The organism is Ruania alkalisoli (assembly GCF_014960965.1).
Taxonomy (GTDB): domain Bacteria; phylum Actinomycetota; class Actinomycetes; order Actinomycetales; family Beutenbergiaceae; genus Ruania; species Ruania alkalisoli.
The window spans coordinates 3,227,694-3,254,421 of record NZ_CP063169.1 but is presented as its reverse complement, the minus strand read 5'-3'; the positions used below and the strand labels follow the sequence as shown (position 1 = coordinate 3,254,421).

General features: G+C 67.7%; 22 protein-coding genes. 7 read left to right on the top strand and 15 right to left on the bottom strand.

Features of this window, described 5'->3' with window-relative positions; genetic code table 11:
- Positions 1–4 precede the first annotated feature (4 nt).
- Positions 5–235 carry a putative acetyltransferase gene (locus IM660_RS14435; protein WP_193496525.1) on the bottom strand — a complete coding sequence of 77 codons (231 nt, stop codon included), beginning with the start codon at positions 233–235 and terminating at the stop codon, positions 5–7.
- 156 nt (positions 236–391) lie between these two features.
- Here IM660_RS14435 and fdxA point away from each other — a divergent pair, with 156 nt between their 5' ends.
- The 7 genes from fdxA to IM660_RS14400 all read left to right on the top strand — a co-directional run bounded on the left by fdxA (position 392) and on the right by IM660_RS14400 (position 8,194).
- Positions 392–712, top strand: a complete 321-nt coding sequence (gene fdxA / locus IM660_RS14430) for a ferredoxin (protein ID WP_193496523.1) — start codon at positions 392–394, stop codon at positions 710–712.
- 5 nt (positions 713–717) lie between these two features.
- Positions 718–1,845, top strand: a complete 1,128-nt coding sequence (gene dapC, locus IM660_RS14425) for a succinyldiaminopimelate transaminase (RefSeq protein ID WP_193496521.1) — start codon at positions 718–720, stop codon at positions 1,843–1,845.
- A gap of 138 nt (positions 1,846–1,983) precedes the next feature.
- Entirely contained in the window at positions 1,984–3,279 is a 1,296-nt protein-coding gene (locus tag IM660_RS14420) for a citrate synthase (RefSeq protein WP_193496519.1), read from the top strand.
- Between the two features lie 414 nt (positions 3,280–3,693).
- Positions 3,694–4,431: a hypothetical protein gene (locus IM660_RS14415; protein ID WP_193496517.1), complete on the top strand. Its 738-nt coding sequence runs from the start codon at positions 3,694–3,696 to the stop codon at positions 4,429–4,431.
- Positions 4,432–4,706: 275 nt separating this feature from the next.
- Positions 4,707–5,897: a GAF domain-containing protein gene (locus tag IM660_RS14410; RefSeq protein ID WP_246464966.1), complete on the top strand. Its 1,191-nt coding sequence runs from the start codon at positions 4,707–4,709 to the stop codon at positions 5,895–5,897.
- 226 nt (positions 5,898–6,123) lie between these two features.
- Positions 6,124–7,647, top strand: a complete 1,524-nt coding sequence (adh, locus tag IM660_RS14405) for an aldehyde dehydrogenase (RefSeq protein WP_193496513.1) — start codon at positions 6,124–6,126, stop codon at positions 7,645–7,647.
- Positions 7,648–7,714: 67 nt separating this feature from the next.
- Positions 7,715–8,194: a DUF779 domain-containing protein gene (locus tag IM660_RS14400; protein WP_193496511.1), complete on the top strand. Its 480-nt coding sequence runs from the start codon at positions 7,715–7,717 to the stop codon at positions 8,192–8,194.
- A gap of 40 nt (positions 8,195–8,234) precedes the next feature.
- Here the strand turns inward: IM660_RS14400 and IM660_RS14395 are convergent, their stop codons facing one another.
- From IM660_RS14395 to IM660_RS14330, 14 genes are all read right to left on the bottom strand, one after another.
- The gene (locus IM660_RS14395; protein ID WP_246464965.1) at positions 8,235–9,302 is read right to left on the bottom strand and encodes a Fic family protein; all 1,068 of its coding nucleotides are present in this window, start codon (positions 9,300–9,302) and stop codon (positions 8,235–8,237) included.
- A gap of 267 nt (positions 9,303–9,569) precedes the next feature.
- Positions 9,570–10,472, bottom strand: a complete 903-nt coding sequence (locus tag IM660_RS14390) for a hypothetical protein (RefSeq protein WP_193496507.1) — start codon at positions 10,470–10,472, stop codon at positions 9,570–9,572.
- Positions 10,462–11,409 (bottom strand): 2,3,4,5-tetrahydropyridine-2,6-dicarboxylate N-succinyltransferase, encoded by a 948-nt coding sequence (gene dapD, locus IM660_RS14385; protein WP_193496506.1) that lies wholly within the window; start codon positions 11,407–11,409, stop codon positions 10,462–10,464. Before dapD ends, IM660_RS14390 begins: the two co-directional genes overlap by 11 nt.
- Before the next feature lie 52 nt (positions 11,410–11,461).
- Positions 11,462–12,376, bottom strand: a complete 915-nt coding sequence (locus IM660_RS14380) for an NUDIX hydrolase (protein ID WP_193496504.1) — start codon at positions 12,374–12,376, stop codon at positions 11,462–11,464.
- A gap of 44 nt (positions 12,377–12,420) precedes the next feature.
- Positions 12,421–14,256 (bottom strand): acetyl/propionyl/methylcrotonyl-CoA carboxylase subunit alpha, encoded by a 1,836-nt coding sequence (locus IM660_RS14375; RefSeq protein WP_193496502.1) that lies wholly within the window; start codon positions 14,254–14,256, stop codon positions 12,421–12,423.
- Positions 14,257–14,538: 282 nt separating this feature from the next.
- On the bottom strand, positions 14,539–17,751 hold the full coding sequence (locus tag IM660_RS14370; RefSeq protein WP_193496500.1) for a S41 family peptidase: 3,213 nt from the start codon (positions 17,749–17,751) through the stop codon (positions 14,539–14,541).
- Between the two features lie 31 nt (positions 17,752–17,782).
- Positions 17,783–18,475 (bottom strand): Maf family protein, encoded by a 693-nt coding sequence (locus tag IM660_RS14365; protein WP_193496498.1) that lies wholly within the window; start codon positions 18,473–18,475, stop codon positions 17,783–17,785.
- Between the two features lie 94 nt (positions 18,476–18,569).
- On the bottom strand, positions 18,570–19,553 hold the full coding sequence (locus IM660_RS14360; RefSeq protein ID WP_193496496.1) for a carbon-nitrogen hydrolase family protein: 984 nt from the start codon (positions 19,551–19,553) through the stop codon (positions 18,570–18,572).
- A gap of 36 nt (positions 19,554–19,589) precedes the next feature.
- Positions 19,590–20,576 (bottom strand): hydroxyacid dehydrogenase, encoded by a 987-nt coding sequence (locus tag IM660_RS14355; protein WP_193496495.1) that lies wholly within the window; start codon positions 20,574–20,576, stop codon positions 19,590–19,592.
- Complete coding sequence (locus IM660_RS14350; protein ID WP_193496493.1) at positions 20,573–21,433, bottom strand: carbohydrate ABC transporter permease; 861 nt, start codon at positions 21,431–21,433, stop codon at positions 20,573–20,575. The genes IM660_RS14355 and IM660_RS14350 overlap by 4 nt, the downstream gene beginning before the upstream one ends.
- Positions 21,433–22,380, bottom strand: coding sequence for a carbohydrate ABC transporter permease (locus IM660_RS14345; RefSeq protein ID WP_246464964.1), 948 nt, complete (start codon positions 22,378–22,380; stop codon positions 21,433–21,435). The genes IM660_RS14350 and IM660_RS14345 overlap by 1 nt, the downstream gene beginning before the upstream one ends.
- 61 nt (positions 22,381–22,441) lie before the next feature.
- Positions 22,442–23,722: an ABC transporter substrate-binding protein gene (locus IM660_RS14340; RefSeq protein WP_193496491.1), complete on the bottom strand. Its 1,281-nt coding sequence runs from the start codon at positions 23,720–23,722 to the stop codon at positions 22,442–22,444.
- 43 nt (positions 23,723–23,765) lie between these two features.
- Positions 23,766–25,382: an FAD-dependent oxidoreductase gene (locus tag IM660_RS14335; protein ID WP_210768991.1), complete on the bottom strand. Its 1,617-nt coding sequence runs from the start codon at positions 25,380–25,382 to the stop codon at positions 23,766–23,768.
- Entirely contained in the window at positions 25,379–26,404 is a 1,026-nt protein-coding gene (locus IM660_RS14330; protein WP_193496489.1) for a LacI family DNA-binding transcriptional regulator, read from the bottom strand. The genes IM660_RS14335 and IM660_RS14330 overlap by 4 nt, the downstream gene beginning before the upstream one ends.
- Positions 26,405–26,728: the final 324 nt, after the last annotated feature.

Genomic DNA, 26,728 nt, shown 5'->3' with positions numbered 1-26,728 from the left:
GCGGTCACCGGCGCCGCGGTGGAGGCGGCGGTACCCGCTTCGCGAGCACGATTGCCTCCGCGGGTACGGTGACCGCGCCCCGCCGGGTCTCCACCTCGACACCGGAATCGTCAACCCGCAGCAGCTCGCCGAGCGCATCGGTCAGGCCGCCTTCGGGTATCCGGAACCGCACCACGACGCGTTCGCCGGCCCGCCAGGTTCGCCAATGGGGTGGTTCGGCAGAGCGGTCAACCATCGATGTGTCTCATTCCTCGGAGTGGATCGGTGCTCAGATCGCAAGGCAGGGCCTTCATGCTGGATACTAGACAGAGCATGCCGGTGCACTGCGGTGCTCACCGCATCTGGCCTGGCTCTGACCGGGTCAGTGCCCCCGTGATGGAAGGAATCGCCCGTGACGTACGTGATCGCGCAGCCCTGCGTGGATGTCAAGGACAAGGCCTGTATCGACGAGTGCCCGGTCGACTGCATCTATGAGGGTGAACGGTCCCTGTACATCCACCCCGACGAGTGCGTGGATTGTGGTGCCTGCGAGCCGGTCTGCCCCGTCGAGGCGATCTACTACGAGGACGACGTGCCCGAGCAGTGGGCCGAGTACTACAAGGCGAATGTCGACTTCTTCGACGACATCGGCTCACCTGGCGGCGCCGCCAAGCTCGGCCTGATCCCCAAGGACCACCCGATCATCAGCGCGCTGCCGCCGCAGGGCGAGTAGTCCTCGTGGGCTTCGTCCAGCTCACCGACGCCTACCCCTGGGATGCGGTCGTTCCCTTCCGGGACCGTGCCCGCCGGCATCCGGGCGGTCTGGTGGACCTGTCGATCGGGACGCCGGTGGACCCGACCCCGCAGGTGGTGCGGGATGCTCTGACGGCCGCCGCCGATGCCCCCGGATATCCGACGGCGCACGGCACCCCTGCCCTGCGCGAGGCCGTGGCCTCGTGGTTCCGTGAGCGGCGCGGTGTGCCAGACCTCGATCCTGAGGGTGTGCTACCGACGGTGGGGTCGAAGGAACTGGTCGCCACGCTTCCCTCGCTTCTCGGCCTGGGGCCCGACGACATCGTCGTGGTGCCGTCCGTGGCCTACCCGACCTACGCCGTCGGGGCACGCCTGGCCGGGGCGCAGGTGCTGGTGGCCGATGACGTCGCAGCCTGGGCGGGTAACCCGGCCGTGCGTCTGGTTTGGGTGAACTCGCCCTCCAACCCCACCGGCGCAGTGCTCGGCGCCGAGCACCTGCGGGGGGTGGTGACGGCGGCACGTGAGCTGGGTGCAGTGGTCGCCTCGGACGAGTGCTACGCCGAGCTGCCGTGGGTCCAGCCCTGGACCGAACCGTCCAGTGGTGTGCCGTGCCTGCTGCAGCCGGATGTCAGCGGGGCAGACCACACCGGTCTGCTGGTGGTGTATTCGCTGTCGAAGCAGTCCAACCTCGCCGGCTACCGGGCTGCCTTCGCCGCCGGTGACGCGGCCCTGGTGCACGGCATTCTGCAGCTGCGCCGGCACATGGGGATGATGGTGCCGGCACCGGTGCAGGCCGCCACGATCGCCGCCCTGGGTGACCACATGCATGTGCAGCAGCAGCGCGGGCGGTACCTGCGCCGTCGGGAGGCTCTGCTGGAGGCCCTGACCGGAGCGGGCTACGCCGTGGACCACTCCGAAGCCGGCCTGTACCTGTGGGTACGACCTGCTGACGGCGGCGGGGACTGCTGGTCGATGCTCAGCGACTTCGCCGAGCGTGGGATCCTCGTGGGTCCGGGCGAGTTCTACGGGGCTGTCAGCGATGACCATGTACGGATGGCGCTGACCGCGCCGGACGCGCAGATCGACCAGGCTGTGGACCGCTTGGCCCGGTGATGACGCCTGTGATGAGGGATACCTACGAAGATTTCCCGATCGCCATGATCCGCAGGTACGTTGTGTAGGGAATCTTTGCTATCGGACTCGACTGGGAGCCCGAAGAGACGATCTTCTTGACGCTAGGAAGGGACGCCCATGTCCGACGCCACTCTCACCCCCGCCACGTTCCGTGTGGACGACCACGAACTGGAGTTCGCGCGCGTCCCGGCAGTGGAGGGCAACGACGGCGTCCATATCTCGAACCTGCTCAAGGAGACCGGCCTGGTCACCCTCGACTCCGGGTTCATGAACACCGCGAGCTGCGAGTCGAAGATCACCTACATCGACGGTGACGCCGGCATCCTCCGCTACCGCGGATACCCGATCGAGCAGCTGGCCGAGCAGTCCTCCTTCCTCGAGGTCGCCTACCTGCTGATCAAGGGCGAACTGCCCACCGAGTCCGAGCTCTCGGCGTTCACCGAGCGGATCGAGCGCCACACGCACCTGCACGACAACTTCAAGGCCCTGATCGGCGCCTTCCCGCAGGACGCGCACCCGATGGCGGTGCTCTCCTCGGCCGTGTCCGCGCTGCCCGGCTACTACCCGGAGAGCGTCGACCCGTTCGACCCCGAGGCGGTCGAGCTGGCCACGGTGCTGCTGCTGGCGAAGCTGCCCACGATCGCCGCCTACGCCTTCCGCCGCTCCCGTGGTGAGGAGATGATCGGCCCCGACACTTCCCTCGGTTACGTCCAGGACTTCCTGCGGATGAGCTTCGCCAATGGTGGCGGGTACGAGACCGACCCGGAGCTCGTGAAGGCCCTCAACCTGCTGCTGATCCTGCACGCCGATCACGAGCAGAACTGCTCCACCTCCACCGTGCGGATCGTCGGATCTGCGCACGCGAACCTGTACGCGAGCGTCTCGGCGGGTATCGGCGCACTCTCCGGCCCGCTGCACGGCGGGGCCAACGAGGCCGTGCTGGCGATGCTGAATGACATCCAGTCCAGCGACGACGACGTTGACACGTTCATGACCCGCGTCAAGAACAAGGAGAAGGGCGTACGCCTGATGGGCTTCGGCCACCGGGTGTACAAGAACTACGACCCGCGCGCCGCGATCGTCAAGAGCGTGGCCGACACCGTGCTTAAGAAGCTCGGCAAGAGCGACGAACAGCTCGAGATCGCCATGCGCCTGGAAGAGATCGCCCTCTCCGACGACTACTTCATCCAGCGCAAGCTCTACCCGAACGTGGACTTCTACACCGGCCTGATCTACAAGGCCATGGGCTTCCCCACGAACATGTTCACCCCGCTGTTCGCCGTCGGCCGGGCGCCGGGCTGGATCGCCCAGTGGCGCGAGATGATGAACGACCCGACCACGAAGATCGGCCGCCCGCGCCAGGTGTACACGGGCTACGCGGCCCGGGACTACGTGCCCGTCGCCGAGCGCTGATCGGGGCCATCCCGCCGTCCGGCGCTCCCACCTGTTCAGCGGCCCCAGCGGCCCGTCCACGTGCCGAACTATTGACCCTTTCTCGGGTTTGACCCCGAACTTCGGGCCCTTGGAGCGCTGACGGGTCGGATGGTTGCTGCCAGTCGGACGCTCAGCCCCTCCGCGGGCCGAACTTTCGGCCCCTTCTCGGGGTTGTCCCTGAACTTCGGGCCCGGTGGACGAGGGGCGGCCAGGGTGTGCGAGGGTGCCCGATGAACGAGGAGTGGCCCGGGCGCGCTACGACTCGGCCGTGGTGCGCTGGTCCACGAGCGCGTTCATCGCGGTTCGCTCGCCGGCTCGGATCAGCGGCGGTACCGTGGATGGATGTATGGGGGCCAGGTCCAGGAGTCGCAAGGGGTAAGGGCGAACGGGAGAGTGTCTGACGAGACGCGTACGGCACCGGCCGGCGCCTCGCCGATGACGCGCGTGGTGGTGCGGATCCTGTTGCTGGTGCTGCTCGTCGTGGCCGGTAGCAACGAAGTCACTCGTCCGCATGCCAGCTCGCTCGACGAATTGCAGGCCGACCTCGCTACGGGTGACGTGTCGGCGATGACCATCGAACGTCCTGCCGACCAGGCCGAGGGGACGTTCGCCGTCCGGTGGGATGCCGGCCCGTTCGACTCCTACGCTCGCTATGAATACAGCTGGCGTGAGGACGTCGACGAAGCAGCCGGGCTCGTGGAGCGGGCACACGCCGACGGCGTCGCCGTGACGATCATCTCTCCCTCAGCCGGATTCATCGACAACGACGGCTGGCTCGCCAATCTGATGGGCGGCTGGTCCACGCTCCCAGCCCTATTCGCCGGTGCCGGCATCCTGATCGTGCTTGCCACCGGGCCCCAACCCTGGTTTGCCACCCGATGGGCCTGGTTCTGGCTCGGCGCCGCCATCCCGGTGCTCTGGTTGGCGTTCCTGCTGTTCGAACCACGCCCGCTGTGGCACAGCGCGCGTCTCGCCTCGGCCGAGCGCGAGCCGGTCCCGAACCCCGAGGACCAGGATCGGCGACTCACCGGTGGGTGGGCCTTCCTCATCGCAGGTGTGGTCGCCTCGGTACTGGCCACGGTGCCGTTCCCCTGGCTGAACGGGTGGCACCCGTTCCTGCCCACCCCCTGACAGGTACCACCCGTCGTCGAACGCTGGATTGTTCGGCGTCCGGCGAAACGAATGCCGAACAGGTCAGCGTTCGACATGTGCAGAGTCGGCACGGACCGTTCCCTGGGCCGTGGGGAGCCTCCGGAAGCCTGCGCCGGGCTGAGTGCTGGCAGGTGCCGGACCCGTCATCTACCCTCAGAGACATGGCGTCGAGGGCGAGGCCCGTTCCCACGCGCGGGAGCCGCGTGCAGGACATACTGCCTGTGCGCCACGACGCCAGGTCGGTCCAGGCCGCAATGGACGCGTTCCTCGGCTCCGGCGAGCTTCCGCCCTTCGTGGACCCCGTGGTGGCTGACTCGTGGCGGCGCTCACGTGGCAGTGGCCTGGACCCGGAGTCGGCCACTGCCATCCTCGGCCTGCCCGGCGATGACCTCGATGCCTATCGCAGCCAGCACCCGCTCGCGGGGGTGATGCCCGTGGTGCGGGAGCTGCTGGTCGGGGCTGCCGCCAGCGACGGTCTCGTGGTCGCCGTCTCCGACGACGTCGGTCGGCTGTTGTGGGTCGAGGGAAGCCATGGCACCCGCAGCACGGTCGACCGGGTCGGCTTCGTCGAGGGCGCGCTCTGGCGGGAGGAGCAGGTGGGCACCAACGCCCCGGGCACCGCGCTCGCCACCCGCCGGGCCGTGCAGGTTCTCGGGGCCGAGCACTTCGCGCGTCCGGTGCGCTCCCTCAACTGCGTGGCCGCTCCGATTCACGATCCCACCGGCCGCGTGCTCGGGGTACTCGATATCACTGGCGGTGAACCGGCCGGCTCACGCATGATGCTCTCCCTCGTCCGGGCTGCCGCGGGAACGATCGAACGCGAACTCGCCGCCACTTCTCCCCATGTCTTCGAGCCCGACCGCACCGAGGTGCGCCTGCTCGGCGATCCGCTCCTGCACACCCCCGACGGCGACCCTCACCTCTCCCTTCGGCACGCCGAGATCCTGACTCTTCTTTCCGAGCATCCGGACGGGCTCACCGGTGAGGAGCTGGCGGTTCAGCTGGACAGCCGGGAGCTGTCGGAGGTGACAGTCCGGGCGGAGATCTCGCGCCTGCGGCGTGTGGGCCGCCAGTTGCCGGAGGGATTGCTGGCCGGATCTCGCCCTTACCGGCTGACCCGATCACTGTGCACTGACATTCAGCGAGTGCGCAGCCACCTCGCTGCAGGGGACGTGGCTGCGGCCGCGAGCGCCTATCGGGCGCCAGTGCTGCCCCGCTCCGTGGCGCCCGGGGTGGAGCGGATCCGGGCAGAGTTGTCCGCAGAGGTGCGTTCCGCCGTCGTGACCTCGGGATCGGTGGAGGCACTGGATCGCTGGACGCAGGCGATCGACGGGCGCGATGACCTGCCGGCCTGGCGGGCTCTGCTGACGGCGGCCGCCCCGGGAAGCCCGCAGGCCGTCCGGGCTCTCGCTCATCTGAGCGTTCTCGAGACCGATCTCGCCTGATCGCGCAGGCCCCTTCGGGGGCCCTCGCCGGTGCTGCCGCTGGCGTGCCGCCACCCTTCGCTGACCGGACCGACACGGCGGCGTACCGGCGCGGCAACAGTGTGTGCGGCTCCACGCATCTGTGTCGGTCGCGTCACTGCAACGTGGATGCAACCCCCGCCGCCCTACCGTGCTCACACGCGGGCGCGAGGACGCGCTCGTGAGGACTGCGAGGAGGCACATCCCCATGACTGTCTACGCACCCCCGGGAACGGAGGGCTCCGTGGTCGAGTACCGCTCTCGGTATGACCACTGGATCGGCGGCGAGTACCTGCCGCCGGCAAAGGGCGAGTACTTCGAGAACCCCAGCCCCGTCACAGGTCAGACCTTCACCGAGGTGGCCCGCGGCACCGCCGAGGACATCGAGGCTGCACTCGATGCCGCCCACGGTGCCGCACCTGCGTGGGCCCGAACCAGCGTGACCGAGCGGGCGAACATCTTGAACAAGATCGCCGACCGGATGGAGGCGAACCTCGAGAAGATCGCGGTGGCCGAGGCGTGGGAGAACGGCAAGCCGGTGCGCGAGACCCTCGCTGCCGACATCCCGCTGGCGATCGATCACTTCCGCTACTTCGCCGGCGCCATCCGCGCCCAGGAGGGCTCGATCTCCGAGATCGACGGTGACACCATCGCCTACCACTTCCACGAGCCACTCGGCGTGGTCGGGCAGATCATCCCGTGGAACTTCCCGATCCTGATGGCCACGTGGAAGCTCGCTCCGGCGCTCGCGGCCGGGAACGCGGTGGTGCTCAAACCGGCCGAGCAGACACCGGCCTCGATCCTGCTGCTGATGGACCTCATCGGTGACCTGCTGCCACCCGGGGTGGTGAACGTCGTGAACGGGTTCGGGGTGGAGGCGGGCAAGCCGCTCGCGAGCTCGCCGCGGATCGCGAAGATCGCGTTCACGGGGGAGACCACCACGGGCCGGCTGATCATGCAGTACGCCAGCCAGAACATCATCCCGGTCACCCTCGAGCTCGGTGGGAAGAGCCCGAACATCTTCTTCTCCGACGTGGCGTCCGCACAGGACGACTTCTACGACAAGGCGCTCGAGGGCTTCACCATGTTCGCCCTCAACCAGGGCGAGGTATGCACCTGCCCCTCCCGGGCACTGATCCAGGCCGACATCTATGACCAGTTCCTCGGTGACGCCGTGGAGCGGACCAAGGCCGTGAAGCAGGGCAACCCGCTGGATACCGAGACCATGATCGGCGCCCAGGCCTCCAACGACCAGCTCGAGAAGATCCTCTCCTATATCGACATCGGCAAGCAGGAGGGGGCGCGGGTACTCACCGGCGGCGAGCGTGCCGACCTCGGCGGTGAGCTCGCCGGCGGTTACTACGTGACCCCGACCATTTTCGAGGGCAACAACGCGATGCGGATCTTCCAGGAGGAGATCTTCGGCCCGGTCGTCTCGGTCACCTCCTTCGACGAGTTCGACGACGCCATGAAGATCGCTAACGACACCCTCTATGGTCTCGGTGCCGGCGTGTGGTCGCGCGAGGCGGGCACGGCCTACCGGGCGGGGCGCACCATCCAGGCCGGGCGGGTGTGGACGAACTGTTACCACGCCTACCCCGCGGCCGCCGCGTTCGGTGGGTACAAGGGTTCGGGTGTGGGCCGGGAGAACCACAAGATGATGCTCGACCACTACCAGCAGACGAAGAACCTGCTGGTCTCCTACGCCCCGCAGAAGCTGGGCTTCTTCTGATCTGCCGGGTGCGCAGGCGGCCGGGCATGAACCTCGCCTGCGCACCGGCTTCCACGAGAGGCATGCGATGAATCACGACGGCGCAGGTCACCTCCCGCAGGTCGAGGCCCAGCGGGTGGATCTCACCCAGGCCGCTGCCGACCTGCTGGTGCGGTTGCGGGAGTGGCATGGGGAGCTGATGTTCCACCAGTCCGGTGGGTGCTGTGACGGGTCGTCGCCCATGTGCTACCCGCAGGGCGACTTCCTCACCTCCGAGGCGGATGTGCACCTGGGTGATCTGGTGGTGCAGGCCGGGGCGGGTGCGGAGTCTGGGGGTCGGTCGGGTGCAGTGTCTGAGTCGACGTTCACAGACTCGCTGTTCACTGTGCCGGTCTGGATGAGCCGGACGCAGTTCGAGTACTGGCGGCACACCCATCTGACGATCGACGTGGTGCCGGGCAGAGGCGCGGGGTTCAGCGTCGAGGCACCCGAGGGGCTACGGTTCCTGATCCGGTCGCGGCTGCTGACCGATGAGGAGAGTGAGGCGCTCAGTAGTTCGGGACGCTGAGAATCTCGGCGCTGAGCGTCACTCACTCACCGAGCCGGCTTCAGCGGCGGATCAACCTCTGTGCGTACTGGTCGAGGATCGTGAGGATGCCGATGTGCTGCCACACGCGGTTCCGGCGGAGACCTGTGCACTCCGCGAGGACACCGGCGTCGGCGAGTTGTCGCAGGGCGTTCTGCGCACTCTGATCTGCCATGCCGAGGGTCTCGGTGAGGAAGCGGGCATTGATCACTGGATGAGCAATGAGATGGGGAAGGACCCGCCACGCGAGAGCATGACGGCGCAGCCCGGACAGTTGCTCGCTTGGGGCCTCGATCTGTGCCGCGAGGTCGTCGACGAGACGACTGCCCGATGACGCAGCGAACCGGGCCGCGTCGGCGAACCGTTCGACGATCGGGCGTGCGTCGCCGGCGCGGCAGGCATCCAGGGCGTCGAAGTACTGTTCGGTGCGCAGCGGGAGCCCGGCCGACACGGGCGCCGTCGTACTCGTGACGAGCCCCTTGGCGCGGAGTAGGGCATGGATCATGGCCCGTCCAGTCCGCCCATTGCCGTCGACGAAGGGATGGATGTTCTCGAACTGTGCGTGGGCGATCGCCACCTGGACGAGGATGGGGAGATCGTTCCGACGGGTGAACTGCACCAGGTCGTCTATCGCGGCCGGCACGAGCGGAGCCTGAGGTGCCACATGGCTTGCTCCACGTGGGCTGACGCTGGAGGTACCGATCCATACGAGCTGATCCCTCCACTGTCCGGCGTGGATCTCGGCCCCTGCCTGACCGATCAGCAATGTCCGGTGCATCTGGAGGATCGCGTTAGTGTCGAATCGATCGGCGAGTCGGAGCGCGGCCTCCATGGTCCGGACGTTGGCAACCACGGCACGGGCGTTGGTGGACCGCGACTGGTCGAGTTCAGCAAGCGCCAGTTGTCGTGCGCCGACCGTGAGGTTCTCGATCTGGGAGGAAGACGCAGATTCGGTACGCAGGAGGATGGCCGCTATCGGGCCGAGCGCGGGGACCGACGGTCCGAGGACCTGCGCCGAGTAGCGGTCGAATCTGCTGAGTGCGGCTGCCGCTTCCTCGACGTTGGCGGCGAGGTCCGACGGCGTATCCACTGACCACTGCGCGATACGTGCGGGAACAGGGGAACGATAGGGGCCCGAGGCGGCCGCCATCGCGGTTGCGGCGGGGGAGAGGCATTGCACTCCCAGGGGCCGAACTTTCGACCCATGAAGCGGCTCGACCCTGAGTTTCGGGCCCCTGGGTGAATCGGAGAGCGTCGTCTGCGCGTGCTGCCGCATGATGTAGCGGAGAACTGCCGCAAACGGTAGTGCAGCACTGCCGCGCGAGGTAAGGACATGCTCTTCGGACGCGGTCGCCCGCTAGCTGATGCGCACGATCCCCACCGGGTCGCGCACCGCCGGGTGCCCCTCCGGCACCGGCTCCCACGCCGCATCCGCCCCGTCGTCGCGGACCCAGCGTTGCCCCGCCACGGACACCTCCGAGGCACCCGTGACCTGCGCCGTCATCACCGCCCACGACGCCACCGCCCAGCCCAGCCGCTCCGGCTCGCCCGCGAGGGCGGTGACGTCGATGAGGAGGTGAGGGCCGCCGTCGTGGTCCTCCTGTGAGGCCGTGAGCGAGGGCAGGTCCAGCGCGAGCCGGGCCGGCAGTGCCTCGACGAGTTCCGCCTGCTCCACCGGGCTCGCCGGCGCCAGCCGGCAGATGACCCCACCCGAGGTATACCCGGTCAACGACGAGGCGAACAGCCGCGCCAGCGTCTCGTGCTGGGCGTAGGCGTCCGGGAAGCCCGAGCGCTGCACCTCCTGCGCGGCGACAGTGATCTCCATGTCCTGGTAGCCGTCCACCCGCACCAGCGCGTCGTAGAAGGCGTGCGTGGCGTAGTGCGGATCCTGCACCTGCTCCTCGCTGCCCCAGCCCTGGGAGGGGCGCTGCTGGAACATGCCCAGTGAGTCGCGGTCGCCGTAGTCGAGGTTGCGCGCCCGCGACTCCTGCATCACGGTCGCCAACGCGATCGTCAGCGCTCGGGCGGGCAGCTCCCGTTCGAGGGTGATCGCCGCGATCAGCGCGGCATTGCCGGACTGCTCCGGGTCGAGCGCCGCGGACCGGTCGTCGTCGGAGGCGATGCACCGCTGCACGATCGGCGGGGCGTCGTTCACGTGGTTCAGTACGATCACACCACCAGCGACCACGAGTCCCAGCGCGGCGAGCAGCACGACCGCGCGCCGCACCACCCGCCGGGTACGCGAGCGCCTACTGGGCATGCAGCGCGGAGTTCAGCTCGATCCCCGCCCCGCTGCGTTCGATCGCCTCCACCGCACCGGTGGTGGAGTTGCGGCGGAACAGCAGGTTGGGAGTGCCGGAGAGGTCCCGCGCTGCGACGACATCCCCCGTGCCGGTCAGCGTCACCTTCGACCCGGCGGTCAGGTACAGGCCCGCTTCCACCACGCAGTCGTCGCCGAGGGAGATCCCGAGCCCTGCGTTCGCGCCGAGCAGGCAGCGCTGGCCGATGGCGATCTTGTGGGTGCCGCCACCCGAGAGTGTGCCCATGATCGAGGCGCCGCCGCCGATGTCCGACCCGTCGCCGACCACCACCCCCTGGGAGATGCGACCCTCGACCATGGAGGCGCCGAGTGTGCCGGCGTTGAAGTTCACGAACCCTTCGTGCATCACGGTGGTGCCCTCGGCGAGGTGGGCACCCAGCCGGACCCGGTCCGCGTCGGCGATCCGCACCCCGGTCGGCATGACGTAGTCGACCATCCGGGGGAACTTGTCCACGCCGTAGACGGTGATCGGCGCGCCCTTGCGCGCCACGCGCAGCGCCAGCCGGGTCTTCTCGAAGTCGGCCACCGCGCACGGCCCGGCGGAGGTCCACACCACATTCGGCAGCACCCCGAACAGCCCGTCCAGGTTGATTGAGTTCGGCTGCACGAGCCGGTGGGAGAGCAGGTGCAGGCGCAGGTAGGCGTCCGCGGTGTCGGCCGGTGCGGCGTCCAGATCGATGCTGCGGTGCTCGACCACCTGGCGGGTGCCGCGCGCCCGGTCGATCGTCGCGAGCGAGGCCAGATCGGCGGGCACACCGTAGGGCCCGCTGCTCTGCGCGGGTTCGTCCCCCAGCCCAGGGTTCGGGTACCAGACGTCCAGCGTCTGGTCGTCGGTGGTGATGGTGGCGAGTCCGATTCCCCAGGCGGTGCGTGTCATGGGTCCAGACTACCGAGCGCAGTCTGCCCAGCCGACCGCTGCCAGCGCGCGTCTACACGCTGCGCGGGCCCGTGTGCCCGGCGCCGAGTGCGCTCACCCGGGCGATCAGCCCCCGGTCCGCCGTGGCCACCACCACCGGATCGGCACCGGCCTCGCGCAACGCCTGCACCTGAGCGACGATCTCGTCGTCCCCCTCCCCGGGCGCCGCCACCACCCGCACCCGATCCCCAGGCCCGGCCGCTCGCGCCGCCCCCTCGGTGACGAGGACGAGCTCGGGCCACCACAGATCACCGGGCAGATCCAGCACGGCTGAAGGGACGCCGTCGTGGGCCAGGGTTTCCAACCGCGCCAGCAGGCGCTCGGTGGCGCCGGCGCGGTCCTTCCACCAGCCGTCCGGCCGGGAGCCGACCACGTTGGCCGCATCGACCACCAGCGCTGGCCGGCGCATGAGCATCTCGCGCAGCGTCGGCCAGGCGTCGGCGAAGGCGGGCAGCAGCGGCTTGCCGGTCACCTCCGCCTGGGTGACCCACTGGATGTCGGCGCTCTCGGCGTCGGTGGGGTGCGCCGTCAACGGGCCCGTAGCCAGCGCCAGGGCAGTGGTGTAGCTCCAGTCAGGGTGGGTGAGGGTGCGGGTGGCGAGCAGTGTCAGCGAGGTGGGGTCCACTCCGGCCTCCTCGGCCGCCTCCCGCACCGCGCCCGCCCACGGCGTCTCGCCCGGGCGCAGGGCGCCACCCGGGATGCCCCAGGTGTCGCCGAAGTGTGTCCAGCTGGCGCGGTGCTGCAGGAGAACCCGTCCGACGGCGTCCGTCCAGTTCCCTCGCCCGTCACCTGCGTCCAGGATCAGCAGGCCGGCGGCGCCGCTGTGCCCCCAATGGCGCGCACCGCAGCCGCACTCCACCCAGCCCTCCCAGGGACCCTCGGGGCGCCAGTCGGTTGGGCGGCTGGGATGGGGGCGCTGGTCGGGCACGTCTTCAGCGTACTTGCGTCTCCCGGCTCGTCCCGGGCGTGACGTCAGTCGCCGGACTCGGGCATCTCGTCGATCTGGCAGATCACCGAGCCGGAGCTGACGGTCTGCCCGACCGCGGCACTGAGGCCGTGCACCCGCCCGGCCCGGTGTGCGACCAGCGGTTGCTCCATCTTCATCGCCTCCAGCACGACCACCAGGTCGCCCTCAGCAACGAGCTCACCGTCGGCCACAGCCACCTTCACGATGGTGCCCTGCATGGGGGAGGCGAGAGCATTGCCCCCGGCGACCGCGGCAGCGGACTTGCCGTTGGAGCGGCGCGCGGGGCGGCGGGCCTGACGTCCCTTACCGGCGCCGCCGATGCTCAAGCCTGCGGGCAGGACCACCTCGAGGCGCTTGCCGCCGACCTCCACGACAACCCGCTCGACGTCACTGTCTGCTTCGGCCGGCGCCGCGGCGGGGACGGGTGTGGCGCCCTCGGCCTGGGCGGCGAGCCGCGCAGCGAACTCGTTCTCGATCCAGGTGGTGTAGACGGAGAAGTCCTCGAGCCGGTCGGCCGCGAACTCCAGGTCGGCGAGCACCGCACGGAAGAAGGGCAGCACGGTGGGGATGCCGGTGACCTCAGTCTCGCTGATGGCGCGACGGGCCCGCTGCAGGGCCTCGGTGCGGGTGGCGCCGGTGACGATGACCTTGGCCAGCATCGAGTCGAACGCACCAGAGATGGTGTCACCGGCGACGATGCCCGAATCCACGCGCACACCCGGGCCCGACGGCCAGCGCAGGGAGCTGATCGTGCCAGGGGAGGGGAGGAAGTTGCCGAACGGGTCCTCACCGTTGATGCGGAACTCCAGCGAGTGCCCGCGGGTGGTGACCTCGGTGTAGCCGAGCTCTTCGCCGTCGGCGATGCGGAACTGCTCACGCACGAGGTCGATCCCCGCGATCTCCTCGCTGACGCAGTGCTCCACCTGCAGGCGGGTGTTGACCTCGAGGAAGGAGATCGTGCCGTCGGTGCCGATGAGGAACTCGCAGGTGCCGGCGCCGCGGTAACCGGCCTCCTTCAGGATCGCGATCGACGCCTCGCGCAACTGGGCGTCCTGCTCCGGAGTGAGGAACGGTGCGGGCGCCTCCTCCACCAGCTTCTGGTGGCGGCGCTGGAGGGTGCAGTCGCGGGTGGAGACCACGACGACGGTGCCGTAGGCGTCCGCCAGGCACTGGGTCTCCACGTGGCGGGGACGGTCGAGGAAGCGCTCGACGAAGCACTCACCCCGGCCGAACGCGGCGGTGGCCTCCCGGACGGCGGAGTCGAACATGCCGTCGATGTCCTCGGCGGTGCGCGCGACCTTCAGGCCGCGGCCGCCACCACCGAAGGCTGCCTTGATCGCGATCGGCAGGCCGTGTTCGGCCGCGAAGGCGTGCACCTCGCCGGCATCGGACACCGGGTCCGCGGTTCCGGCGACCAGCGGGGCGCCGGCGCGTTGGGCGATGTGCCGCGCGCTGACCTTGTCGCCGAGGGCGTCGATGGCGGCCGGCGGCGGTCCGATCCAGATGAGACCGGCGTTGATCACCGCGCGGGCGAAATCGGCGTTCTCGGAGAGGAATCCGTACCCGGGATGCACGGAGTCCGCGCCGGATCGCCGGGCGACATCGAGGATCTTGCTGATGTCCAGGTACGTCTCGGCGGCCCGGGAACCGTGGAGCGCGAACGCCTCGTCGACCAGCTGCACATGCTGGGCGTCGCGGTCGGAGTCGGCGTAGACACCGACGGAGGCGAGGCCCGCGTCGCGGCAGGCGCGCGCAACCCGGACGGCGATCTCGCCGCGGTTGGCGATGAGCACTTTGCCGCATCGGGCCTTCGATGCTTCCGGCGCTGCGCTCGTCGACATGCATTCTCCTCGTGTTCATCGGTCAGGCAGCTGGGCGGGGCGTTGCGGGCACCGACGATCCAGCGACGCGATGGGCGTCAGCCCACGCTAGTACTCGAAGGTTCGTCCTACCCAACCACGGCGCCCGGGCGGCGGAAGTCTGTTCGCGCGCTCAAGTGGGTCCTCGCGAATTTGTAGGTTACCGACAAATGTGTCGGCGCTTCGCCGGGTGTCCGGGAGGAACTGTAGTCCGGGTGACACAAAGGCGACGTGTGTCGCCGGTCATGTGTTGGTCACGTCGGCTCAGTTGTGACGGGGGTGGGGCAGTGGTGGTGGCGTTGCCGCCGGTCGTCGCCCGAGCCGGCCCAGGGCCTCGGCGATCGCTCCGTCCAGCTGCGGGTCGTCGTCGGCGAACAACTGGTCCGGCGTGTGCTCGACTGTGATGTCGGGATCCACGCCATGGTTCTCCACCCCCCACTCCTTCCCGTCGACCCAGAAGGCGTACTTCGGCTGCGTCACCGTGGTGCCGTCGACGAGGTCGTACCTGCCGTCGATCCCGATCACCCCACCCCAGGTGCGGACACCGACGACGGGGCCGACGCCAAGAGCCTGGGCGGCAGCGTTGACGATGTCACCGTCCGAACCGGAGAACTCGTTCGCCACCAGCACCACCGGACCGCGCGGGGCTGCATCCGGGTAGGTCGCGGCATGATCCTCGTGCCGGGCCGTCGCCCACGCAACCACGCGGGCCGCCAGCTTCGAGATCACCAGCTGGCTGGTGTGCCCGCCGCGGTTGTAGCGGACGTCGGCGATGATCCCCTCGGCGCGGGCGGCGAGCCGCAGATCGCGGTGCAGTTGTGCCCAGCCATTGCTCATCATGTCCGGTACGTGCAGGTAGCCCAGCCGGCCGTCGCTGCGGTCATGGACATACTCTCGGCGTGACCGGACCCAGTCCTGATAGCGCAGCACCTCCTCATCAGCCAGTGGCACCACGACCGCCTGCCGGTCGCGGCCGTCTCTGCGCAGCGTCAGCTGCACGGGCTTCTCGGCCGCTCCCACGAGTAACGGTCCCGGCCCCGCACTCCCGATCGGTACACCATCCACGGCCACCAGCAGGTCGCCGACCCGCGCGTCCACACCAGCCGACAGCAGTGGCGAGCGAGCTGCCGGCTCACTGCTCTCTCCGGGCAGGATGCGCACGATCTGCCAGCCATCCGCTGCCGGCTTCAGATCGGCGCCCAGCAGGCCCAGTCGGCGGCCAGGAGTCTCGCCCTCGGCCCCCTCCGCTGGGATGACGTAGGCGTGGGAGGTGTTCAGCTCCGCAACGGTCTCCCAGAGGACGTCGACGAGTTCGTCGTGGCTGCTCACCTGGTTCACGACCGGTCGCCACCGTTCGGTCACGGCGCTCCAGTCGATCCCGTTCATGTCCTCGCGCCAGTACTGCTGGCGCATGAGGCGCGTGCATTCGTCGAACATCTGCCGCCATTCGTCGGCCGGCTCCAGCGGCACGCGCAGCCGCGACAGGTCCACCTGGACGACGCTGTGGTCCTCGTCGTTGGGCTTGCGGGTCGCCGGAGCCACCGTCACGGCGCCGTCATGCACCACGACCAGCTGCTTGCCATCGCCGGAGACGCAGTAGGAGGTGGCCTTGTCCACGATCGTGGTGAGTGTGCGCTCGGTGAAGGACCATCGCTGGATCTCATCGGTATCCGCGTCACCGTCCACACCAGCTCTGCGGGAACCGAGTTCGCCGGTCTCGTCTTTGTGCATCACCCACACCACACCATCGTCGACCACCCGCAGATCCCGGTACCGGGCCGAGCGCACCGGGAACGGGGTGATCCGTTCCTCCACACCTGCCAGGTCCAGCTCGGGGGAGGCAGGAGGATGTCCGGGTGCATCGCCGTCGTCCTTGTCCGACTTCGTGTTCAACGGCCGGCCCGTCACCGTCGGTCCGAACGGTGCTGGCTCCCGGGCGGAGAGGGGGATGAGCCACGGCCGGGTCGAGCCAGCGAACGAGAGCGCGAAGGCATGCGTGTCGTACTGGGGATCGAACGTCCGGTCGGAGAGGAACACGACGTGCCGGCCGTCCATGGTGACCTGCGGATCGCGGTCGTGGAACTGCCCCGTGGTCAGAGCCACCGGTTCATGCTGCCCTGCGGTGTCCAGCAGCATCACCCGGTGCTGCTGCGACTCCAGCTCGGTCGGCTCGGACCACAGCAGATACCGGCCGTCCGGGGAGAACGACGGCGTCAGCGACTCGCCGTAGGCGGACCGGATGACGTCCCGTACCTGGACGTCCGCGTGGTCGGTCCGGAGCGTGACCAGTCGTAACCAGCCGTCGTGGGAGATCGAGGCCAACCGGGTCCCGGCCGGGTCGGACGCCAGATGCAGGACCCGGCCCAGACGCCCGCTCAGGGTGCGTTCCGGCGCCGCAGAGCCGTCCACTGCGTGGATCTCCAGGGCATCCTCGCCGTCGGCGTCGGTCACCAACGCCACCCGTCCGGTACGTCCCAGCACCACCGGTTCCCGGGTGCGGATCCCGGAGTCGGCCGCCAGCACGTGCGCGGGTCCGTCCCGATGCGCCAGCCACGCTGCCCGGCCACGCCAGATCACCACGCTGTGATCACCGGTATGGTCCGCAGCCACGGCGTCGAGTCGCGTGGTCGGTGTCATGACGGTGGCCGGCCGGCTCCCTGGGAGCGTGACTTCCACAGGGCGAGGGTCGCCGTCGGGGTTCTCGAGCACGTACAGCTGGCCACGGGAGTGCCAGCTGATCCGGGCGCCGTCGGTGCTAGCGTCGCGCACATATCCCTGATCTGGACCCTGCCGCGTGAGGCGCCTCGGCTCTCCGTGGCCGGGCGTGTCCCACAACCACAGGTTGGCCTGTTCCGCAGAAGGCTCGGAGATGGCCCGGTCGGAGGTGAACACCAGTGAGTCACCGAGCCAGAGCGGATCCACGAGTGCGGCGTGCTCGTCCGGGAGGAGGCGCGTCCACGTCCCCTCGCGCCTGAGCCACAGGCGGGAGGCTGTTCCACCCCGGTAGCGTTTCCAGTGCGCCGGCCCGCGTGCATTGAACGTGCTCAGCGCCATCGACCCGTCCGGATGGATTGCTAGCCCAGATGCTGCGCCGATCTGGAGCCGCTCGCTCGAGCCGTCGATGCGCACTTCCTTGATCACGGTGTGTCGGATGATCGCTTCACCCGCATTGGATGCCACCAGGATCGTCTCGGCATCGCGCCACCCGAGCATGATCGTGACAGGTCCGGCCCACCATGTCAGTCGTCGTGCCTGTCCTGATTCGACGTCGGCCACCATCACTTCCGGGTGCCCGTCTCGGGTGGAGACGAACGCGATATGACGGCCGTCCGGAGAGAAGCGCGGGCGCCGCACCGGTGCGGCATCGGCAGTCAGGCGCCAGGCTCGTCCACCGGTGAGCGGGGCGAGCCAGACGTCGTCGGCACTGACGAAGGTGAGCAGATCGCCGTGGAGATGGGGGTCGCGCAGATAGGCCATATCTCAACGTAACCGCGCGGGCCCGTGCCGGTCAGGTGATTCTCCAGAAGTCCGTCCATGCCAACCCCAGGTCGGCCAGCAGCACCCGCACCAGCGGCAGGCTCAGCCCGACCACGCCGTGCGGGTCGCCCTCGACGCCGGTCACGAACGCGCCGCCGAAGCCGTCGAGTGTGAACGCCCCGGCCACCGAGAGTGGTTCTCCGGTGGCCACGTAGGCGTCGATCTCGGCGTCGCTCAGCTCGGCGAAGTGCACCACGGTGCTGGAAACCGCGTGGGCGCGCTCGCCACCGCGGATCAGGTGGTGCCCGGTGTGCAGGGTTCCCGAACGTCCACGCATCTGGCGCCAGCGCGCGCGTGCACGCTCGGGTTCGTACGGCTTGCCCAGGGCCTCACCGTCCAGTTCGAGCAGCGAGTCACAACCGATCACGACGGCGTCACCCTCCTCGGACGCGCCGGCGGGGCCTGTGTGGTGTGCCGGGCCAGGAGCGGGCGTGGGGCCGGTGGTTGCCAGCAGACCGGCCACCGCTTCCGCCTTTGCGCGGGCGAGCAGGGCAACGGCCTCTCGGACGGGCACTGCGCGTCCTCCCGACTCGTGGGCAGCGTCAGCGAGGAGTGCCTCCTCGTCGACGTCCGCCGGCTGGATGTCCGGCTCGATACCGGCCGTCCGCAGCAGGGCTGCCCGTGCTGGGGAGGCAGAGGCGAGGATGAGGGTGGGAGCGCTCACATGGGTGACCTTACGCCGTCGGTGCCGGGTCGCCGCCGTGGCCGTGCCAATTCTCTGGGGTCGCCTTCGTAAAGTGGCGGGTGGGGTACCTAGATCATCCTGACTTCACCACCGGCCCGGCGGTGAGGCTGCGGCGACGGGCACCTTCGCTTCTCCCGAAGTAGTCGTCGATGTCCACGAGCCCGAACTCGGCCATGACCTCTGCGACGGACAGGTTCTCGCTCTCGGAGGTGAGCAGCACGAACCCGACCTGACCCGGGTCGTGAATGCGTACTTTCGGGCCGTACGCGCGCTTGATGTCGGCGAAACGCCTGTGGTTCTCGTCGATGTGGATCACGGCATAGTCGAGGTTGATCCGGGTCGTGACATCCGGGTAGTAGTTGGTTGACGATGCGACGATATCCCCGACCGGCGAAATGATCGCTGAGGGGTTGGGTGGCTGAACCGAGCCGACGAAGTAGGACCGGCAGGTGTAGGCCCAATACTGCTGCATGAAGCCGCCGTGGTAGGCGGAGGAGAAGAGGATGATCTCCGGACGTAGAGGTGCCAGCTCGGCCAGACCTTGCTCAAAGTTGAGGTCGAAGCAGATCACCGGTGCAATCCGACCGATGTCCGTCTCGATGACCTGCATCTGCTCGCCGTACGTCACTCCGCGGTCTCTGTGTTCAGGGATAGTGAGGTAGTTCTTGTTGTAGGCGCCGACGACGCTGCCGTCAGTGCCGATCAGTTGGGTCGAGTTCCGCAGCCGGTCGCCATCGTCGATGCGGTAGCCCGAGTACGCGATGCGCGTGCGGTGCTCGGCGGCGACCTCGCTGAGTGCGTCCCGGAGCAGGTTGCCCTTGTAAGCAGTGAAATCAGCGATCTGCTCGATGGGGAAGTGCTGGAGCGGGTACCAGTGCGCCAACGGCCGGTCGCCGTGCTCGGGAAGCACGATCAGGTCCGGGCGATCCGGCAACACGGTGGCGATGCGGTCGCGCCAGAAGCTGATCAGCGCGTCGAGGAGCGCCTTGTGGCTGGTCGATGGGTCGGCCACGAACGGGTAGGCAGAGACCGAGCTGACTGTGACGTGGCGTGCCATATGGATGGGCTCCTCTCGGGGATTGCGTGGATCTGCTCAGGACAGTTGGTGGTACAGCTCCGGCGTGACGGGGTGGTGGAGCGGGTGCCCCTTCTGGAACCGGGCGATCTCGTCGAGGACGATCTGGCCCTGCTGGTGCCGTGCCTCGACGGTGGCTGCCCCACGGTGTGGTGCGATGTAGACATTGTTCAGAGCCAGCAGCGGGGAGTTCACTGGAAGGGGTTCGTGGTGGAATACGTCCAGCCCGAAGTGCAGTCGCCCGGATCTGGCCTCGGCCACCAGTGCGGCCTCGTCCATAAGGGCCGCACGTGCCGTGTTCACGACGACGGCACCGTCTCGCAGTAGCGCGAACTCATCAGGGCCGATCATCCCGGTTGTCTCCGGCGTGACGGGAGCGTGGAGCACGAGCACGTCGGTCCACTCAAGCAGTTCGATTAGGTCGGACTTGCCCACTCCGAGCCGAGCAGCCTCGGCCATGGTGAGGTAGGGGTCGTACACCCGAATTTTCAGGGCGCCTACGCCCGCCAGCATCCGGATGAACGCTCGTCCGGTGCGGGACGCGCCGACTATGCCGATCCGCTGGTGGGCTAGCTCGCGGCCGTGCACGTCGGCGACTGCAGACCAGCCTTCCGCGCCGTGCAATGCACGGTCGAAAGTGTGCAGCCGTCGCAGCAGAACGAGGCACATTGCCAGCGCGAGCTCAGCGACGCCATCGGCCATGGCAGCCGATGCCTGCACGACGAAGCAACCCGCTGGGACGCCGTCGTCGCCGAACAGCGGACGCACCGTTCCGCCGGTGTGGGCGAGAAGCTTCGGTGCCCTGCCGCCGGTCCATTCTCGGACGGGCGGCGTCGCCCACGTGGTGACGACCACATCGAGCGTGCTGCCCGCCAGCTCGGTGGCGAGGTGCGCGGGATCGAGATGCAGGTGGAGCTCTCCGAGCGACCGGAGCTCCTCGAGTTGCCCCTCGGTGAAGAGCAGTTCGAGCAGCCCGGGTGTCGCGGAGAGATCGATCCGGGTCACTTGATCCCGCTCATTGCTACGCCACGGACGAAGTACCGCTGCAGGAGCAGGAAGATGACGAAGATCGGGACAAAGGTGATCACGGCGCCGGCCATGGTCACTGCGAGCGACGTCTGCTCCTCGTTGAGAGACGAAAGGCCGACCGTGAGCGTGTACATCGCTGACTCGGTGTTCGCCACCAACGGCCACAGGAAGTCGTTCCAGTGCCATAGAAATACGAAGACCCCCAGCGTCGCGAGAATCGGCTTGGTCTGCGGCAGAATGATCTGCCAGAATATTCGGAATTCTCCTGCGCCGTCGATCCGCGCGGCCTCCATCAGCTCATTGGGGATGCCGGCAATGAACTGGCGCATGAGGAACAGCGCCTGGACATTGGCGAGCGTAGGCAGGATCAGGCCCCAGTGGCTGTTGAGGCCACCCATCTCGGAGACCATGATGAACTTCGGGATCAGCGTGAGGTGGTAGGGGACCATGAGCATCGCGACCATCAACAGGAAGACCGCTCTCCGGCCGGGGAAGCTCAGCTTGGCGAAGGCGTAGGCGGCCATGGAAGCCAGTGCCAGCACGAGGACGACCGACACCACGGAATAGATCGCCGTGTTGACGATCCAGGTCGTCATCTCACCACGGGAGAGCAGCCTGGTGAACTCGCTGAAGTCCCAACTCTCGGGCCACAACGAACCAGGCAGGTCGATGGCCCTGCCGGGTTGGACGGAGATCACGAGCATGACGAAGAATGGGAATAGTGTCACCACCGCGGTGATGATGAGCGGCAGATGTGCGGAACTGCGTCGCAGCCACGGTCGAGGACGGCGCTTCGCCGGATTCTGTGCAGAGGTCACGGTGCCGGTTGTCATCAGTCTTCGTCCTTGAGGTAGAGGCGTTGGACAGCAGAGACGACCAGCGTGATCGCGAGCAGGACCACGCCAGCGGCGCTCGCGTATCCGAAGTTGAAGTACCCGAAACCCTGGTCGTAGATCATGAAGACCAACGAATAACTCGCGGTGACCGGACCACCGCCGGTCATTACGTAGATGAGGTCGAAGACCTGGAACGAGGTCACGATTTCCAAGATGACGACGAAGAACAGTGGTCGTCGTAACCCTGGCAGGGTGATGTACCTGAACCGTTGCCAGGCGTTGGCTCCGTCGAGGCCGGCCGCCTCGTAGTAGTCCTGCGGGATGTCGAGCATGCCCGCCATGAGGATGAGCATGTCGTAACCGAAACGGGACCAGACGGCGACCACAGCCAGTGACGGCAAGACCGCGAAACTGCTGGCCAGCCACGGCACCGGGCCGATGCCGAACACGCCGAGGAACCAGTTGAGCGGCCCTTCAGACGAGTAGATCCACTGCCAGATGACCGCAGTCGTCACCAGGCTGGTAATGACTGGAAGGAAGAACGCGGCTCGGTACACCTTGATGCCGCGGATCGACCGGGACGCCAGGTGCGCCATGAAGAGTGACACGATGACGACCAACGGGACGGCGATCAGCGAGTAGACGATGGTGACCCGCAGTGCGTTCCAGAACAAGTCGTCAGTGAAGAGCCGGGCGAAGTTCTCGGCCCCGACGTAGGAGAGGTCCCCGCTGAGGGAGTAGTCGGAAACGCTCAGCCCCATGCCACCGAACGCGGGGACGATCCGGAAAGCGAGGAAGATGAGAAGGTAGGGCAGCACGAACATCATGGCGATGGCCGAGGCTTTGCGCCTGGCTCTTCGTCGGGGGGTGCGGCGCGGCACGTCGGTACCAGCCGCCGTCATGGATGCCGGGTGCCCCACCCCGCGCACTTCCTGTACTGCCATGGGCTTCCTTCCTCGAGGTCCGGGGTCAGGGTGCGGCCGCCAGTGGGCGGCCGCACCGTCATCAGCCGCCGGAGCGGGCGAGAATGCCTTCGATCTCTTCTGCCGCGGAATCCAGGGCGGCTTGAGGTTCAGCCTGGCCCAGCAGCACCGACTGGATGGCGGGCTTGAGGGTGTTCATGATCTCGGTGCCACCGGGCGCTTTCGGGTCGACGATCCCGCGATCGAGATACTGCTCCAGCTCGGCGTTGGGCGAGCCCTCCGGGTATAGGTCGGTCACCGACACGCGCGGGGACAGCTGATCGCGCTCGGGGAGGAACTCCTCGAGGAACTCCGGGCTGGTGATGTACCGCATCCACTCGTGCGCGGCCGCGTTGTCGGCGGAGTCCGCGAAGAGAGCGTAGCCGCCGACGTTCCCGTAGCTCGTCGACTCCGTGTTTGCGATGGGTGGACCGACGACCAGCTGATCCTCGGTGACGCCGTACTGGGTCAGCGAGGCGACCGAGCGTGCGAAGAGCATGCCCACCTCGCCGCGCGCGATGGGGCTCGTCTCGACCGGGAGATCCGTGGTGAGTGCATCCTGCGGCGTGTAGTCGTTCTCGACCAGCCATGTGAGGAACTCGAGGGCCTCGACGCCCTCGGGTCCATTGACGGTGACCTCTCCGTTCTCGTCGATCACCCGGCCCCCGGATGCCCACAGCATCGGGTAGAAACTGCCGTTCAGGGTCATCGTCGGGGCTGCGTCATACTGGGTGATGTAGTAGCCCTCCTCCTTGAGGATCGGGGCGTACTCGCGGACCTCTTCGAAGGTGGTGGGATAGTCCTCCTCGGCTACGCCGATGGCGTCCCACACGTCCCGGACGTAGATGGTCGTCGACATCCCGACGAGTGTGGGTACCGCGTAGAGCGTGCCGTCGAGGCTCATCGTCTCCAATGCGCTCGGGAGGAAGTCGTCCTGCTCCGCGGCGATGATCTCGGAGACGTCCGCGAAGATGCCCTCGTTGCCGTAAGAGTAGACGTCTGCCGGCAGGACGTACGTGACGTCCGGTGTGGTGTTGCCGGCGATCCCGGTCTGCAACCGTTCTGCACGCCCGTCCCAGGGCACGATCTCGACGGTGACGTCGACCTCCGGATACTCCGCGTTGAACTCGGCGATCTTGGTGTCCCAGAACTCCCGCTCGCCCTCGCCGGCGATGGGCGGGTACCACATGGTGACCTCGCCGGTGATGGCACCGTTGTCACTGCCTGAACCCGACGGCTCGCCGCCGCCGTCGTCACCTGATCCGCACGCTGCGAGCGCGAGCACGCTCGCGAAGCTGGCGGCTATCACTGTCCTGTTCCTCATGGGTCTCCTCTTTCGTCCTTGAAGGGAATGAGTGGTGCGCTGATCAGTAGCCGACGACCCCCTCCGGCCAGCTGAGCTCGATTCCTTGGTCAACCAACGCGTTCTGGAACTGTTCGAGGCGTGAGCGGTCTTCGTGGACCTGCGCCGGCTCAACGCCGTCCTCGATGCAGATTGCCGCTAGGGCTCCAGCGGCCTCGCCGATGTTCCATTCGACGGGGTGGAGTCGGTAGCACCCATTCGTGATGTGGGTGGTACCGATGTTCTTGTTTGCCGGTAGCAGGTTGCGCATCCGTTGCGGGATCAGTGCTCCGAGCGGGATCTGGAAAGGGCAGGAGGGAACGTCGATGTAGTTGTCCCCGCCCGTGGACGGGTGAAGGTCGATCCGGTACATGCCGATGCCGACCGAGTCGAGGAATTGCCGTGCGCCGGCGTCTCCCCGGATTGTCATCGACACGTCGTTCTCAGTGACCGTGGTGAGCGCCTTGATGCGGCGGGATTCGCGGATGTATGGAGCCTGGGCCAGTCCGTCGGAGGTTCCCATGACGTCAGGCCGGAGTCGCAGTCCCCGCAGGCCCTTGCCACCGTCAGGTCGCGGGGCCTCGGTTTGCAGCCAGTAGAGCATCGAGAGGCTCAGCTGCCGCGCGTCGTGCAAGCGGGAGGCCGCGACGTCGGCGGGGACGTCCGATACGGGGGCCTCGAAGTAGTCGATCGATGGCCAGTTCACCAGTGTGATGTCACTGTCGTAGAAGCCGGGGGTGAAGAGCTTGCGGGCCGCGATCCGGCGGTAGATCCACAAGTTGAGGTCCCCCGGGTCCTTGCTCTGGTCCGCTTCGATCGTCAGCGGGTCCTCATCGGTGTTTGGTACGAAGGCGCGTGGCGCCGCCTCGAGGGTCCGCGGGTGCGGTGACACCAGACCGAGCAGTGGTCCCCACCAGAAGTCCGGTTCGACGGCGCGCCATTTGTCGTACTGTTCAGGCCGGTCGATGGTGTGGTCGCCGTCCACGTAGTCCACCGCGAAGCACACGCTGAGCGCCTGCCAGTTGTCCGGTTGGGCCTCCTCGGGAGCGCTGGGCTCACCCGTCTCGTGCCGCGACTCGAAACCGGTGGCGTACTCCGTGCCAGTCAGCGGGAGGAGTTCGCCCGTTTCGGTGGCGTCGAGCACGTAGCGTGCGGAGATCGTGATCTCTTCGTCGTTGGTCAACCGCCGCACCTGGATGGCTCGGACGCGATCGCCGTCGACATCTGCCCCGATCGCGACTGCCGGCTGGATGAGTCGCAGGTGACCGGCCGACAGCCATGGAGCCAGCATCGAATCGATGACCTCGACGCTCACACGCGGCTCCGAGCAGAGCTTCGATACCGTGCCCGCTCCCGGGTTCAGATGCGGATGCTCACGTGCTGCTGCTGTCAGCGGGAAGTGCGCGCGGTAGTAGTCGCGGATCCCGTCGCGGAGGCGCCGGTAGCGCCGCGTCGCCCCCATCTCTTCGATCCACGGATGCTCGTCCAGTGGTACAGCCTGAGACGTGAGCTGTCCGCCCAGCCAGTCGTACTGCTCGACGAGGATGACGTCCCGACCTGCCTCGAGCGCGGCGAGCGCCGCCGCGACCCCACCCAGTCCGCCGCCGACGACCAGGATGTCCGTGATCAGAGCCTTACTCACAGTGCAGCCACCGTCTCTCCTTCGACAAATTTGCACGGCAGGAGTTGTTGGAGCTCCAAGTCCGCTTTCTCTTCAATCTGGCCCGCAAGCAGGAGGAGAGCCTTCAGGCCCATCTCCTCTCGGGGAATGCGAAAGCCGGTCCAGACGTGCTCGTCGGTTAGTGCAGTGGTCGGTTGACCGAGGATGGCGAGCGACAGGTCGTTCGGGACATCCACGCCGCGAGCTGCTGCCACCGTGCGGATCTCCTCGGCCCGGTAGTCAGCTCCGAGCACAGCGGCGGTGGCTGCGTTGTCGATGATGAGGCTCACCGCTTCGTCTGCCGAGAACGCTTCGCTGCTGAAGAGCATGGGGCGCAGACCCGCCGCTGTCATCGCGTCCCGGTAGCCGGCGACTCGGTCGATCGCTGACTCGGACTGGCCAAGATCGCCGAGGAAGGCGATTCGGCGGTGCCCTAGCTTCAGCAGGTGATCGACCGCCTCGCGGGTCGCGGCTCGGTAGTCCGCACCGACGAAGGGGACAGGTTCGTTGCCCGACTCCCGTCGTCCGACGAAGACGAAGGGGAATCGCTGGGTCAGCATCGCCTCGGTGTCGTACTTGTCGTCCTGGCGCCCCAGCAGAATGCAGCCGTCAGTGATGGCGACGCGGTTCCAACCGGTCTCGGACAGGGTTCGCCGTCCCGCACTCCGGCCGGGAGCGCTCGTGAACAGCATGATGTCGAGGCGGAGTTGCTCTGCGCCCGCCTCGATGCCCTGGAGGAAGGGGTAGAAGAAGTCTGCGCTGGCTTTGGGAAAGACCGATTCGTAGGTGAATACGCCGACGATGCGGTTGCGCCCGCGGGCCAGTCCCTGGGCGAAGGGGTTTGCCGTATATCCAGTGCGCTGGATGGCTGAGAGGACGCGTTGCTTCGTCTCGTCACCCACGCGCAACTTCGTCTCCGGAGTGCTGTTGACCACGAGGGAGACGGTGGCCTGGCTGACCCCGGCCAGGCGGGCGACGTCTGCCTGAGTCGCTCGCTGTATCACTCTTCCACCTCCGTTGGTTATGCGCACTAGCGGACTCTGACCGGACCTGATGGTGGACACTGTGGCCACTCGGATGATTTCGGTCAAGACCGAATCGATCGAGGAGGGCTCATCTCTGCCCTAGTTATGAGCAACACTGCAGGCCAGATCGCCCTCGAACAGTAAGGTTACGGTTTGGTAACGAGCGGTTCGGGGGCGACCGAGATGATTATCCGCATAACCACTCTGTCGTTATGTCGTATAACGCTCTACGGTCGCCGTATCGAACCCCCTCGACATAGGAGTTGAGACAGATGCGACGATGCGCGCCCGGCGGGCAACCTG